This window comes from Prevotella sp. C0209C1 (assembly GCF_056583855.1).
This window is the reverse complement of sequence record NZ_JBWPJP010000029.1, coordinates 19,263-31,968: the sequence shown is the minus strand read 5'-3', so window position 1 is coordinate 31,968 and position 12,706 is coordinate 19,263. Positions and strand designations below refer to the sequence as shown.

The window sequence follows — 12,706 nt, the reverse complement described above, 5'->3', positions numbered from 1 at the left end:
TGAAAACAACTTGCCACACACCGTGAGGTGTAAAAGTACGAAACCGCCGTATGCCGAACGGCACGTACGGTGGTGTGGGAGGTCGGTAAATGTGAAAGTAGGAGGTAACTGCCTTTTATGAATAACATTTACCTCCTACCCGATTATCGTTTTTATCCTTAGATAATCCCCGAGATTTTCCTTGACGACCTCATAACTCACGGTTTTGTCGTAGAGGAATAACCACCTACCGCTCGTTCTATACAGCCGTAGTAGCTTCAAAACTGCTACGGCTTTTTGCTTCAAATGTTAAAACTTTATTTTAATACAAATAAAAGTACTGAAATATTTGCGTAGTACGGATAAAAGTATTACCTTTGTATTGTTCAATAAAATAAATATAGAATATGAAAACAAAAAAATTAGCACTCACAGAAATCGAGTTCGATATGATTGAGTCAGGGCGTAACTACCGCAAGAGTTATCCAAACGGAGACCCCGAGTTAAGATACTATCTTGAACGTCTCTTTGTAGAATGGCTCGAAGGCAACGAAGATTAAAACAAACAAGCCTCTCCTCTTCGGAGGAGGGGTTATTAAAGAAAGGATACAACTATGGCAACAATGACATTAAAGAGAACACAGGCGGACACAATGAAAGCCCAAATGAGCGACTTGCTGATTTCCATCTCATGGTCAGATCTCGCAAAGCGTTATTTCGGCAAATCAGGTTCTTGGCTCTACCACAAACTTGACGGCATCGATGGTAACAAGAAGCCCACAGAGTTTAGCGAGGCAGAGAAGTTAATACTTCGTGGTGCGCTTACCGACCTTGCCGACCGCATCCGCCGAGTCGCTGACGGCATACACTAAGCCTCGGTTTCTATATTGACCGATTTGAACACCAAGTCGCCACGTGGGCTGGTGGCGCATCTTAGCCCTCTTGTACCAAGCAAGGGGGCTTTTTTGCTTCAAATGTTAAAATTATATTTTACTATAAAAAAGTGTAGTAGATATTTGGTTAATACGAAATAATGTAGTATCTTTGTAGTGTCTTAATAAAACAACAAAATATGAAACAAGAAACAGAAATGATGAGGGTCACATCTGAGGAAAGAGATTTGATTGAGCAAATAAGAAATTATAATCGCTCCTATCCAGACGGTTATCCAAGGCTACTCGAAATTATTATTGAGAATTTCTACTCAATGCTAAGACAGCCTAATTAATAAAACCCTCTCGCCCTCTCCTCCGAGAGAGGGCTTAAAACTAATAGAAAGGAAATCAACAATGGAAACAGTTATCAGAAAACAGGTTGTAGTCAGCGATATGAAACAGCGTTTGGCAGACATAAACCTCTCTGTATCGTGGATGGATTTTGCTAACAAATACTTCCACAAGTCATCATCATGGTTCTACCATAAAATGAAAGGAATTGACGGCAATGGTGGCATAGGTGGATTTACTGAAGAAGAGGTAGAGCAACTCCGTGGATCGCTTTTCGACCTCTCCGACCGTATCCGTCGAGCTGCTGAAAGTATTTAGACCTGGTCTTCTGTTGACCATATTAAGACACAAGTCGCCCTTGGTCTATGGGCGCATCTTAGCCCTCTTGCACCAAGCAAGGGGGCTTTTTTGCTTCAAATGTTAAAAATCTTACTTGGTAGCAAAAAAGTTACCAAAATATTTGGAGGTTTGTAGCGAAATTGCTACCTTTGCATTGTCATTAAGACAAAAAGAGCTCTTTTAAATTATGAAGTACAATCAACTTTACAAGGAGTTGAGGAAAGCAGGATGATTACTCACTCAACATGGGGCCGAGCACGATGAATGGACAAACCCTGCAACTGGGGCGAAAATCAGGATTCCAAGGCATGGCAGCCATGAAGTCAAAACGGGGCTGTTGAAGAAAATCTACAAGGTATTGCTCGGACGTTAATCGTCCGGGCGTACCGCCCCTTTTTCAAGAGTTGGTTTGCTGAAATAATAAGGAGGGGCTCTTTTCTTTCAAGTATATTATAAACAACAGAAATATGGCACACAAAATTTTGGTAACAATCGAGTTCGGCGACGATGGGACTTATTCTTGCTACAGTGAACAACCCATTGGCGAATACGCCCTCATTGATGGCGACGGAGCAACCGCCAGTGAGGCTAAGGCCGACTTTCTGAAAGCTGTCGAAGAATGCCGTCAGGCATATCCTGAAGATGCACGCTACACAGGACTTACTTTCGAGTATAAATATGACCTCCGTTCATTCTTCAATTATTTCAGCTTTCTCAACGTTACCGAGATAGCCAAACGTGCCGGCATCAATCCTTCACTCATGCGCCAGTACACGAGTGGTGTCAAGACAGCAGGAGAAGCTACCTATAAGAAGCTCTCCGCTTGTATCTCACAAATAAGAACGGAATTACAGGCCGCCTCGTTCTAAAGGCGACGTACTTCATAAAAAAGAACTCAAAGCCTCTGGTGTGTGATACATCGGAGGCTTTTTCTTTTGCTTTTCATTGCGTTTCTATTCGCTTTTTGTATCTTTGCAACTAATATTAACTGAGAACTATTAAATATATGAAAAAATTATTTTTTACATGTATCTTACTTGTTAGTACGATCATGTGTTTCGCACAGAAGCCTTTGACTTTTACAAAAGTAATTCAGAAGGATGGTTTTACAGCTCAGCAGTTGTACGATGCAACCAAGAACTGGTTTGTACGTACCTATGTTGACTCACGAGCTGTATTGAAATATGAGAACCCAGGTAAAGAATTGATAGGTAATGGAAACATTCCATTCAAGACAAATATGATATTCTCAAGTATTGAAGGTCACATCAAGTATCTAATAGATGTTCAATTCAAAGATGGAAGATTGAAACTTACTTTAAGTGACTTCCGTCACGACCCTATTCGTGAGGCACTGTATAATAATCACCTTGGAGTTCTTGTAGATTCCCTTCCAAAGGATTTAAAAGAGATAGGCATAGAAGGCGCAAACAGAAAGGCTGGATATAAATATTTCTTTAAAAAAGGTAAACCTCTCTGTGAAAGTGCCTTTGAAGAGCTTTCTACCAGCCTTGAGAAATTTGTCGATAAGCGAGAGGTTGAAACAAAAGACGAATGGTAATTTTTGTGCCACGCAAAAATAATTGCGCTTTTCCTTGGCAGTTACAAAACTTCTACCAGAGCGCACGAAAAAAGCCGGAGCATTGCTGCCCCGACCTGCCATTGGAAGTCTGTTGTCAAACAATAACTATACAACGGCTATTAGTTTCCTGCCTATCTCATGCAACCCTTCCACAATGCGCTCACGCTGTTGCGGGCGAGGTTTCTTTATGCCGTTGGCATAGTGACTCAGCAGCCTTTCGTTGACGCCCGATGCACGCGATATGGCGGCAAGGCTTGCATATTGCTCACACGAACGAATAAGGGCTGCCGTGTCAAGCTCGTAGTCAAACTCGTATTCCCCATTGCGCAGCCACTCTGGCACCTCGTCACCATCGGCTACCATGCCTTCCACATGGAATTGCAAGGTCTCAGGGATTTCCTTCATCAGCACGTCGTAAGTCTTTGCCGTGAGTACCACTGCTCCGGGTACATTGTCGCCGAAGGTTGCGCCAAAGTTATGGTCGCACCATTCTATAAATACTTTTATCTGCTCCATAGTGTTTGTTATTAGTTGTCTTATGTTTTGTTGGAATGGAGGGTGGTTATTTCCACCCTGCCTGTTTCCAAATGCTGTTCAGTAAAAACTGACTTAAATCCTCGTTCATGTGACCCCTTATCATTACCTTTCCAGGCTTCGTCGGGTGTTTGAACTGTCTGTGGTCGCCTTTTGTCGTGATACACACCCAAGCATCGGCTTCCAGCATCTTGATGACTTCCTTTACTTTGTACCTTTTCATTTGTTGTATATTGTTATTGTTTGACAACACAAAGGTAGTAATAATAATACTATTATCCGAACTTTTAGTTGATAAAAAGTATTCGTTTTAATACTTTTAATCTTTCTGTCTATATTCTCCTTGTTTTTCTTTTCGCCATGCAAAAATATTTGTGTTTTTCTTTGGCGGTTACAAAAAGACTTCTTATCTTTGCAACTGTCAAAACAAAGCGTAGTAATACGCAACAGAAGGGCGAGAAGAACTTCAAGCCCCGAACTTATTAAACTTCGATGGGCTATTTTTTATGCCCATATTACAGCCTCGCTGTAAAGAAGATATGGCGGATGCCTCCCAGTGAAATTGCCCTTCGGTGCGAAATCGCTTTGTTTTGACGAACGGGAAGAGCATCCGCTTTTTTCGTATCCGTACCCAGCGGTTCTGGGAAATGTCAAAACAAAGCGTAATATGCAACAAGTAATCGAATTCGAGAGTTCTGCAAAGAAACAGCAGCCTATCAACGTACGTGCTACGATACAGCGCAAAATCAAGTCAATTAACCTTTGGCTCGACTCAAAGAGCGAGTTTTACAGCCGTATCGCCGAGTTCCCCGTAACCCGTCGTTTGGTATTTCGCGTAAATGCCGTATCTTTGTGCCTCATGCTATCAGCCATAGCTGCGGAGCAATCGCCAGTGGTAGCCCTATGCTCTACGCTGTTGGCTGGCTATTTGGTTTATCGTTTTCAAAAGAAAGGAGGACGTGATGCACGATAATGATTTTACAGAGATGGAGATAGCTATGGCTTACGGAGGCGACTATAATGTGGTTGGTTGCCGAGTTGATGGCGATGTTAAGAAAGCTCTTAACGAAGGGCAACGTATGTCAAAGGCAGCCAGGCTCGCAGTAGCCTTTGCCGATGCACTTATTCAAGAACTTAACTATAGAAAGGATCTCGACAATGAAAACCAATAACGCCACCACCCAGTCAACAACTATCGTTTCCGTTGACAACTACAAGCTGTCTCTCACATCTGATGCGATGCGTGCCATAGCACAGGCAAAAGAAGTGTCAGGCATAATCCTCAAGATGATAGACGAGCTCAATACTCTCTTCATAGAGTTCGGACAGGGCAACCCGCGCGAATACACGCCACAGCAGTGCCTCGAAACCCTCTCCGACCTCCTTCTCACTAAGGAGCGCATTGCCGACATTGCAGCCATCGACATCCGCTACAATGATCTCCCCGTCAAAACCGAATAATAAAACCCTTCAGACAATGAGTAATAAGAAAGAAACCCCAGAGCAGACCATTACCGACATCAGTATCTATGTGGCAGCTCTCTTCACTACCTACCGCCCTGCTTCCACACCAGCCGAAGCCACCCATTTTTTCTCCACCGCCGAAGTTGTCGATGCCATCCGTGGCATTGACCCCTCTGCTAAGGTAAGCCCCGAGCAAGTGTTTTCCGCACTTATCGATGCAGGTTTCAATTTCTGCAACCGTCCCGGCGCGCACAGCTTAGAGTTCAAGTGGATGTTCAGGGAACGATAACTAATATATATATGATTAGGCATTTCGAGGCAGCCATCCGTGAGGACAGCTGCCTTCACTTCCCACTTCTCATTTCTCTTTTATCCTTTTTCGCTACCGCTCAAGAAACCCCCTTTTTACCCTTTTACCTTTTTACTTTTTCATGATTACCTCCGCCCTCATTCGCCCCTCTTTTCTTGCCGACACCCTCCGTCAGCAAGTCATTGAGGTTACCATCGCCCACCCTGTCCCTCACCTTGTCTGCCGTGTCGTTCCCTCCGAGCATCCACGTCAAATCCTCCCACCATCCCTTCAGCCCTTCTCCCATACCGTCTCCACCGCCCAAGGACGTCAAGTTTCCCTTCTGTCTTACATCCGTCCCATGGCCGTCAAATATCCGTCCACATCTGCCGATGTCTCCAGATAATTTATTATTTTTGCCAGCATGATAACAGAACATCTCATACGCAAAAAGTTCGTCCACAACACCATGACCGAAGCCATCACCAAGATGTACGAGGCATGGCGACCAGCCGTATCCCTCTTTCAGGTGCGCTCTGGGCAGCTGTCACGCTTTGCCACAAGTGGCGTAGCACAGAAAACCATCGGCGACGGCTCTTACGAGCTGCGCTTCTTCCTGCCCCTCCACCTCCGTTTTCTCGATATTCAGTATCATAACAATCGCTCTCGTGGACGGAAGGCACAGGGTAAGACCAACCTTTACAATAAGCTCGTTTGGCCACTCATCTTTAAGCACATCTTCCCAGAACTCCGCTATGGCTTTACTGATGAGGTTCGCAACTCTCTGCACAATCAATTGTCCCATGCAATAGAAAGTAAATAAACAAACTGTTACTTGTGCGTTTCAAGGATATTGCTTATCTTTGTCGCAGGAACTAAAAACAAAAATTATGTGGATATTTCTCGAAATAATCATAACCCTCATCACAATGCCCATCTTTATAAAGGCTGACGATTGGTGCTGGAGAGCTTGCCTTATTTACATTGGTTGTTGCATGCTCTTTACACCCCTCGTAGGTATTGCCGTCTATAAGTTTTCTGGCGGATAACACCTACATCTTTTTGTCCTTTTACATATTGCTGTCTATTGCTATCTTTGTCCATATAAGATAACCATAGACAGCATTTTTTTTATGTCCAAACATCTATCCGAAGACGAGGTAACGCTTACCGTCAACGCAAAAGCCGAGAAGGCGCAACAAAATATCCATACGTTCTCCAAGGAGATAGACCGCCTTGCAGAACGCAACAAATCGCTTCAGCGACAAATGGAGTCGCTCGAAGTGGCAGGAAAAAAAGACACTGCATCATGGCGACAGCGACGTGCTGAATATGGAAAGAATGCAGCACAGATACGCATGTTCAAGAAGCAAATAGCCGATGAAACAAAGGCTCTTGACATCAACTCGCTCACCATGTCGCAGCTCCGAAAACAGGCTAAGGCACTTCAGCGTGAGCTTGACAATACATCAAAAAGTATCAACCCTGCTGAATGGAGTAAACTGAGCGACAGATTGACGGATGTAAAAAGCAGAATGCGCGACCTCTCTGACGCCTCCAAATGCCTGGTAGAGAAATATACAAATCCCCAAACCATGTCTTTCTTCCGAGGAGAACTCTTCATCCGCTTTGGCGAGCTTATTGGTAAAGCAGCTGCAAAAGTAAGAGACTTTGCAGCTGAGGGTATCAACATGGCCGAGTCTGCAGATGGTGTTATCCATGCTTTCCGTCAGCTTGACCAGCCAGCTCTGCTTGGCAATCTGCGTAAGGCTACGAAAGGAACGGTATCTGACATCGAACTGATGAAAGCTGCTGTCAAGGCTAAGGATTTCGGTATCCCCCTCGAAGATCTTGGTAAATACCTGTCTTTCGCACAGCTTAAAGCACAGCAGACTGGTCAGTCGCTCGATTATATGGTAGATTCTATTGTTACTGGTCTTGGTCGTAAGTCCCCCATGATTCTTGACAACCTTGGTCTGTCTGCCGCCGAGATCAGTGAAAAAACCAAGGAAACAGGCGACTTTATGAAGGGTGTAGCCTCTATTGTTGAAAACCAGTTATCAGCAGCAGGTGAGACTTATATCTCTGCCGCCGATCGTGCTGCACAGAAAACAACTACTCTTCAGAACAAGCAACTCGAGCTTGGAGAGGCTCTCCTTCCCTTGAAGGAAGAGGCCTCTAAAGTCTTTGGCTCCATGAAGATGGGCATCATGGACTGTATCATATGGCTTGCCACACATCGTAAGGCTACCATAGCCCTCAGTTTGGCCCTCACAGCACTTACCATCAGTATGACCGTGTTAAACACAGCCTTCCGGACATGGATAGCACAGACCAACTTGGCTAAGGTAGTCATGGCAGGATGGACTTCAGCCACCACCACGCTTAAAGGAATTTATCTACTCGTGGCTGCAGCCATCAATACCATGTCGGGCAATACCGTCCGTGCCACAGCTATGATGCGTCTGTTCAATACAACCTGTAAGTCCAATGTCATACTTCTGCTTGTTACCGCACTTGTGGCAGCCGGCGTAGCACTCTACTCCTATATGAACAAGACAGCAGAAGCCAAAAAGGCCACAGTCAACTTCAATTTGGAACTTTCCAAGGTTGCTTCCGATATAAAGAAGCAGACTAAGGAGATAGACAAAACCGTCAACGAAAGCACTGCCTCGGAGATTACAAAGATAAAGAATCTCCAAAGCACCATTCACGACACGTCCAAGTCGTACAATCAGCGAAAGAAGGCTATCCTCGATATGCAATCTATCGTCCCGGGATACCATGCCTCGATTACCAAGGAAGGCAAGCTGTTCAACGAGAACACCACGGCCATCGATACCTATATCAAGAATCTGCGAAGAGCAGCCCGTGCAGAAGCAGCTTATGAGAAGATGAAGGCGAACGAGGCTAAGATATTGGATGCAGAGGACAGAATAAGCGATTCCAATACAAAAATAAAGAACGTCAAGACCAATACCAAGAAGAAGTATGGGATGAACTTCGACGAGATGAATATCCAGGACGATGGAATGGTGCGCTACAATGATGTCCACCGAAAGGATAATCCCCATCTACTGGATGATAAGAAGGTAGACTACCGCTGGGATCCAGGAGCCGATGCCGAACAAATCAAGGCTAACCAAGACTTCATAGAAAAGAAGACTGCCCTGGTGGCAAAAGACAAGGAACTTGTCCGTATGTACTCCAAGCAGAATGACAAGCTGCAAAAGATTATCGATGACAATGGTGGCATCCATCAGAAATTTAGCCCAAAGAATCTCAATCATTCCACTTCGGGTGGAGGTAAGACTACAAATACCAGCAAGCATACATCTAAGAAAGACTCTCCCGACGATATTGCTACCAAGCAGTTCTCCCATGACCGTAGCCAAGACTTGGAAGAAGCCAAACAGGCATACAATGAGGACTTGAATGCGTTGAAGAAGGCTTTAGCGGAAAAGCGTTTGACCAAGGAGCAGTACAGTGCCTATGTGTCGGCACTGGACATCCAGCACCAAAACAACCTGTTAGCCATAGAACAGTCTTACCAGACACGTTCACAAAACTTGGCTATGAAAGATGCTGCCAAGAAAAAGGCTATTGTGGAAACTCAGTCCAAGGCCGTAGCTGACCAGCAACTGGCTGCCAACAATGCGTATATCGAAGGGGAGAAGTTATATTATGACGCTCTTGCCAAGATGGAGGATATGCGTAAGTCATCTGCACCGAGAACATTGCAACAGGAATGCGATGACAAGCTGCTTATCCTTAACAGCCACCACCAAGCCTCTCTCCAGTTTGCCAAAGATGACGGCGAGAAGCAGAAGCAGGCTACCATTGCCTATGAAGCAGCCAAAGCGCAAATCGTGGATGAATATGCTAAAAAGATAGAACAGCAAAAGGCCCAAGCTCGTCAGGAGTACGGACTTGACACCTTCGAAGACCAGCTTGCGGCACGTCGCAAGAAGATAGACGAGGATTTCGCCAAAGGGGTACTCACCGAGCAGCAACACCAACAGGCACTAACCAATCTTGATCAGCAGTCTGAAGAACATCGCCTACAGATACGCCAGCAGTACGGACTTGCTACCCAGCAGGAACTCTATAACGCCGAGCTTGAGATGCTCCAGCTCCATTTGCAGAACAAGGAAATCTCACAGCAGGAATACGAGGAAGCCGTAAAGAATCTCAAGATACAGAAGGCAAAGGAGGCTTTCGACTACTACGCTAATCTTGCCAGTGGTGCGGTCAAGGCTCTTCAAGATGCCGAGATTGCGAATGTCGACGCCAAGTACGATGCCGAGATAGAGGCTGCACGAAACGCAGGTAAGGACACTACTGACATCGAGAAGAAGAAAGCCGAGGAGAAGCTGAATATACAGAAGAAGTATGCCGATGTGAACTTTGCAATTCAAGCTGCACAGATTATTGCCTCTACTGCATCAGCTGTTGCTAAAACTTTCGCTGAGCTTGGATATCCGGCAGGTATCCCAGCAGCAATTCTGATGAGTATCACTGGTACAGCACAGCTCGCCTTAGCCTACGCCGAGCGTCAGAAGGTTAAGCGAATGACCCTAAGCGGAGCGAGCGGTTCAGCCTCCGCTTCGGGCGCACGTGTCGCCACTGGTTTGGAGTCGGGCGGTAGCATAGACATTGAGCGAGAGCAGGATGGCAAGCTCTTCCACGCAGCCTACGACCCTAACCGTCGAGGGTTTATCAACAAACCTACGGTCATCGTCGGAGAGGGAGGCTATGGCCATAGCAAGGAGTGGGTGGCATCGAATGCAGCTGTTGAGAATCCTACCGTAGCCCCTATCATCGACATTATCGACCGTGCCCAGCGTGCAGGTAAGATACGCACCCTCGATATGAATAAGTTCCTCATACAGCAAGCCTCGGGGCGTGCCTCAGGGGGACACATTATCCCCACCACCAGTGATGTGCGTGGCATTGCCCAGGATCCCCTTCAGAACTCGCTCATCAAACGCCTTACCGATGTCCTCGATAGTATCTCCACCAACGGCATTGCTGCTAGCGTGGCACTAAACGAGCTTGAACAGAAACAACAACTGCGCGATAAAGCGCGTAAATACGGAAGTAAATCATGAGAGTAACAAATCTCGAAAAGGGTGAAGACTACAACCTCAAGCCCGATACCCAAATACAAATTGAACGTACCAATCCGTTCTTCAATGACTATGGCGAGCAATCAACTCCGCTGGAGCTTCCTGCCTCTGATCACAACAGACGATTGCTCAATTTTCCCGATATGTTGGCACAAAGGCGAAAAGCACAACTCATTGATGTAACTATCCAAGATGGGGAATACTTTGCACAATGTCGACAAATGGTACTATCGGCACAATATAAAGGCGATATTGCTACGTCTTTTTACATCAACGATGGTTCTTTTTACTCGAAGATACAAAACATTAAGCTCAAGGAGGTATTCAAAGGTGAGTTTATACCTGGTGTTAATACCGTGGAGCAGGGCATAGAGTTCTGTCGTAAGCTCCGCGATAACACTAACGATAAGTTTACCATTTTCCCCATCCTCGTTACCGACGACTCTGGAGATGCTAACGCTTATAATTACAAAATTATTAATGCTTTTGGATGGGAAGCACCTTTACAGTACGAGCCGCCACGTGTGCTAACCAATGGTTTTTTTAAAAAAAAGGAAAAGGGAGCCCCTGTTTCTGCTTTTATTCCTGATGTGGGTGGAGAGTTTTGCGACTTCTATAATGCTGTAGAGCGTACGGAATATGTCGACAATATCCCCATTAGGTTAAAGCCTGGTTACTACATATCGCCCTTTATCCGTGCTAATTATCTGCTACAACGTATCTTCAAGTATTTTGGATACACGTTGCAAGATAATTTCTTTTCTATTACCGAGCCTTTTGATAAAATGGCAGTACTTAATAATGTTATCGATGTTTTGGTCAATGGTAAAATAAAAGTAGCCGACCTTGTACCTGATGTAACTTGTACCGATTTTTTAGAGGTCTTTCGCAAGAAGTTCTGCTGTGAGTTCTCTGCCGATGAGGGAAGCCGTGAGGTAAAGGTAGTATTTTTAAGGGAGATACTCCAGGACGTGCATTCAGAGGATCTTACGGACTGTATTACGGAAGAACCTACAGTTATCTATAAGTCGGAAAAGGATTATCAAAGAATTATTCTGCGAGCTGCTAATAAGCTCGATGCCGAGTCTACTGATTCTTACGATGATCTAAAGAGTATGTATTATGCTAACCCTGGCGCATTGTTTAATCCCGTAGAGGGCACTTTCTATAAGGTGGGCTTCTCGGGTGCGTATGAGGTCATCACCAAAATAGGGGAAGCGGCACAAGACTATAATACAGGTGAACATTTAGCGTCAAAGGAAATAAAGGTACCAGAACTCATTCCTGAGTTTAGAATGTTAACGGTTAAGACAAAGGGGGAGAAGCGTACTACCGAATTGGGAAAATTCTTGTATGTGGGTAATTACATTGCGGTTAACTCGAAAATGGTAGTTACAGGTAGCGATAAGAAGGAGACATCCGAAAAGCCAGTGAAGCAAAATACAATGCTGGCTTTCACTTATTATGATCTTGACCAAACAAGAGCTACCATTTCGCCCTATCGGGTGGTTAATGATAGTAATCATGTTAAATTATTCGATTACGCACTCTATTATAATGGTTCTGATGGCATCTACGAGAAGTTTTATCGTCCTTACGATCTTATGCTTCGCAATTCGTTACACGACATGAAGGTGAAATTGTTACTGTCGCTATCGCAGAAGCAAAACTTACCCGCTGTAGCTAAGGTAGTTATCAGAGGTACACCGTTCTTTTTTAATAAGCTAAAGTTTACACTCGGTGGGAAGAATGAACCCATTGAGTCGGAGTTTAAGACCATATCATTAATGGAACCCATTGTCGAAGCTCCAAAAATACAGGATATTCTTGTTAATATGGTGGCTGAATACAAGTGGGTGCCTAAAGTAACGCAGGAGCATGTATCAAGAGAAGCTTACGAGACTTCGGGGAAAGATAAGGATCGCACCTTCGTTACAATTTATCCCCCATTACCGTCTAAGGAGTTTGTGGGGAAAAAATATGGGTTACAAACCTCCTTCACCTCGAAAATGCTTTGGGATAGCTCTTTTTGGAATCACTCGGAATGGGAGTTTACACGCACCACAGTATGGTTGGAGCTTGTGCCTAATTGCGACAGAGTATCGTTGCAATAATAAGGGAGTATGTCCTTTCTTTTCTATGTGCTTATAATTATTTTTGTACT

At 44.7% G+C, this 12,706-nt stretch carries 16 protein-coding genes and 1 pseudogene; 13 read left to right on the top strand and 4 right to left on the bottom strand.

All coding sequences use genetic code 11. The annotated features are described in order from the left end of the window. The first annotated feature begins 593 nt into the window (after positions 1 to 593). The 6 genes and pseudogenes from AC1DCD_RS08275 (at position 594) to AC1DCD_RS08250 (ending at position 3,105) form a co-directional block, all read left to right on the top strand. Complete coding sequence (locus AC1DCD_RS08275; protein ID WP_464639862.1) at positions 594 to 851, top strand: DUF5053 domain-containing protein; 258 nt, start codon at positions 594 to 596, stop codon at positions 849 to 851. Positions 852 to 1,051: 200 nt separating this feature from the next. Beyond that, a complete protein-coding gene (locus AC1DCD_RS08270) occupies positions 1,052 to 1,207 on the top strand; it encodes a hypothetical protein (protein WP_019035384.1) in 156 nt (51 codons plus the stop codon). A 61-nt stretch (positions 1,208 to 1,268) separates the two neighbouring features. Then, positions 1,269 to 1,523, top strand: a complete 255-nt coding sequence (locus AC1DCD_RS08265; protein ID WP_024992582.1) for a DUF5053 domain-containing protein — start codon at positions 1,269 to 1,271, stop codon at positions 1,521 to 1,523. Positions 1,524 to 1,797: 274 nt separating this feature from the next. Then, positions 1,798 to 1,917 (top strand): annotated as a pseudogene (locus AC1DCD_RS08260) (type II toxin-antitoxin system HicA family toxin); the annotation flags it as partial. A gap of 94 nt (positions 1,918 to 2,011) precedes the next feature. Further along, complete coding sequence (locus AC1DCD_RS08255) at positions 2,012 to 2,413, top strand: pilus biosynthesis protein HicB (RefSeq protein WP_019035382.1); 402 nt, start codon at positions 2,012 to 2,014, stop codon at positions 2,411 to 2,413. Between the two features lie 137 nt (positions 2,414 to 2,550). Beyond that, a complete protein-coding gene (locus tag AC1DCD_RS08250) occupies positions 2,551 to 3,105 on the top strand; it encodes a DUF4468 domain-containing protein (RefSeq protein WP_464639859.1) in 555 nt (184 codons plus the stop codon). Between the two features lie 126 nt (positions 3,106 to 3,231). Here AC1DCD_RS08250 and AC1DCD_RS08245 read toward each other — a convergent pair whose 3' ends face one another. Next, complete coding sequence (locus AC1DCD_RS08245; RefSeq protein WP_008448970.1) at positions 3,232 to 3,642, bottom strand: type II toxin-antitoxin system HicB family antitoxin; 411 nt, start codon at positions 3,640 to 3,642, stop codon at positions 3,232 to 3,234. 46 nt (positions 3,643 to 3,688) lie between these two features. Continuing rightward, positions 3,689 to 3,883, bottom strand: a complete 195-nt coding sequence (locus AC1DCD_RS08240) for a type II toxin-antitoxin system HicA family toxin (protein ID WP_464639857.1) — start codon at positions 3,881 to 3,883, stop codon at positions 3,689 to 3,691. 444 nt (positions 3,884 to 4,327) lie between these two features. Between AC1DCD_RS08240 and AC1DCD_RS08235 the strand changes: the two genes are divergently transcribed. The 4 genes from AC1DCD_RS08235 to AC1DCD_RS08220 are packed head-to-tail and all read left to right on the top strand — an operon-like array spanning position 4,328 to position 5,413. Beyond that, a complete protein-coding gene (locus AC1DCD_RS08235) occupies positions 4,328 to 4,633 on the top strand; it encodes a Tat pathway signal protein (RefSeq protein ID WP_464639855.1) in 306 nt (101 codons plus the stop codon). After that, a complete protein-coding gene (locus AC1DCD_RS08230) occupies positions 4,623 to 4,832 on the top strand; it encodes a hypothetical protein (RefSeq protein ID WP_464639853.1) in 210 nt (69 codons plus the stop codon). The genes AC1DCD_RS08235 and AC1DCD_RS08230 overlap by 11 nt, the downstream gene beginning before the upstream one ends. After that, positions 4,819 to 5,121 (top strand): hypothetical protein, encoded by a 303-nt coding sequence (locus AC1DCD_RS08225; RefSeq protein ID WP_019035372.1) that lies wholly within the window; start codon positions 4,819 to 4,821, stop codon positions 5,119 to 5,121. The genes AC1DCD_RS08230 and AC1DCD_RS08225 overlap by 14 nt, the downstream gene beginning before the upstream one ends. Positions 5,122 to 5,137: 16 nt before the next feature. After that, entirely contained in the window at positions 5,138 to 5,413 is a 276-nt protein-coding gene (locus AC1DCD_RS08220) for a 5-formyltetrahydrofolate cyclo-ligase (protein WP_464639851.1), read from the top strand. A gap of 124 nt (positions 5,414 to 5,537) precedes the next feature. Here AC1DCD_RS08220 and AC1DCD_RS08215 read toward each other — a convergent pair whose 3' ends face one another. Then, positions 5,538 to 5,678, bottom strand: coding sequence for a hypothetical protein (locus tag AC1DCD_RS08215; protein ID WP_464639849.1), 141 nt, complete (start codon positions 5,676 to 5,678; stop codon positions 5,538 to 5,540). Between the two features lie 264 nt (positions 5,679 to 5,942). On the opposite strand from AC1DCD_RS08215, the gene AC1DCD_RS08210 reads away from it, so the two are divergent. Next, a complete protein-coding gene (locus tag AC1DCD_RS08210) occupies positions 5,943 to 6,236 on the top strand; it encodes a hypothetical protein (protein WP_464639847.1) in 294 nt (97 codons plus the stop codon). Between the two features lie 52 nt (positions 6,237 to 6,288). Here AC1DCD_RS08210 and AC1DCD_RS08205 read toward each other — a convergent pair whose 3' ends face one another. Next, complete coding sequence (locus AC1DCD_RS08205) at positions 6,289 to 6,465, bottom strand: hypothetical protein (protein ID WP_464639845.1); 177 nt, start codon at positions 6,463 to 6,465, stop codon at positions 6,289 to 6,291. 81 nt (positions 6,466 to 6,546) lie between these two features. Here AC1DCD_RS08205 and AC1DCD_RS08200 point away from each other — a divergent pair, with 81 nt between their 5' ends. Together AC1DCD_RS08200 and AC1DCD_RS08195 are read left to right on the top strand one after the other, a co-directional pair. Beyond that, positions 6,547 to 10,524 carry a 2-oxoacid:ferredoxin oxidoreductase subunit delta gene (locus AC1DCD_RS08200; RefSeq protein ID WP_464639843.1) on the top strand — a complete coding sequence of 1,326 codons (3,978 nt, stop codon included), beginning with the start codon at positions 6,547 to 6,549 and terminating at the stop codon, positions 10,522 to 10,524. Then, on the top strand, positions 10,521 to 12,656 hold the full coding sequence (locus tag AC1DCD_RS08195; protein WP_464639841.1) for a hypothetical protein: 2,136 nt from the start codon (positions 10,521 to 10,523) through the stop codon (positions 12,654 to 12,656). The genes AC1DCD_RS08200 and AC1DCD_RS08195 overlap by 4 nt, the downstream gene beginning before the upstream one ends. Positions 12,657 to 12,706: the final 50 nt, after the last annotated feature.

Coding starts and splice junctions, on each gene's coding strand:
- AC1DCD_RS08240 (WP_464639857.1), bottom strand. CDS start 3,883: ATGAAAAGGTACAAAGTAAAGGAAGTCATCAAGATGCTGGAAGCCGAT.
- AC1DCD_RS08200 (WP_464639843.1), top strand. CDS start 6,547: ATGTCCAAACATCTATCCGAAGACGAGGTAACGCTTACCGTCAACGCA.
- AC1DCD_RS08245 (WP_008448970.1), bottom strand. CDS start 3,642: ATGGAGCAGATAAAAGTATTTATAGAATGGTGCGACCATAACTTTGGC.
- AC1DCD_RS08275 (WP_464639862.1), top strand. CDS start 594: ATGGCAACAATGACATTAAAGAGAACACAGGCGGACACAATGAAAGCC.
- AC1DCD_RS08195 (WP_464639841.1), top strand. CDS start 10,521: ATGAGAGTAACAAATCTCGAAAAGGGTGAAGACTACAACCTCAAGCCC.
- AC1DCD_RS08220 (WP_464639851.1), top strand. CDS start 5,138: ATGAGTAATAAGAAAGAAACCCCAGAGCAGACCATTACCGACATCAGT.
- AC1DCD_RS08270 (WP_019035384.1), top strand. CDS start 1,052: ATGAAACAAGAAACAGAAATGATGAGGGTCACATCTGAGGAAAGAGAT.
- AC1DCD_RS08235 (WP_464639855.1), top strand. CDS start 4,328: ATGCAACAAGTAATCGAATTCGAGAGTTCTGCAAAGAAACAGCAGCCT.
- AC1DCD_RS08215 (WP_464639849.1), bottom strand. CDS start 5,678: ATGCTCGGAGGGAACGACACGGCAGACAAGGTGAGGGACAGGGTGGGC.
- AC1DCD_RS08255 (WP_019035382.1), top strand. CDS start 2,012: ATGGCACACAAAATTTTGGTAACAATCGAGTTCGGCGACGATGGGACT.
- AC1DCD_RS08225 (WP_019035372.1), top strand. CDS start 4,819: ATGAAAACCAATAACGCCACCACCCAGTCAACAACTATCGTTTCCGTT.
- AC1DCD_RS08230 (WP_464639853.1), top strand. CDS start 4,623: ATGCACGATAATGATTTTACAGAGATGGAGATAGCTATGGCTTACGGA.
- AC1DCD_RS08265 (WP_024992582.1), top strand. CDS start 1,269: ATGGAAACAGTTATCAGAAAACAGGTTGTAGTCAGCGATATGAAACAG.
- AC1DCD_RS08250 (WP_464639859.1), top strand. CDS start 2,551: ATGAAAAAATTATTTTTTACATGTATCTTACTTGTTAGTACGATCATG.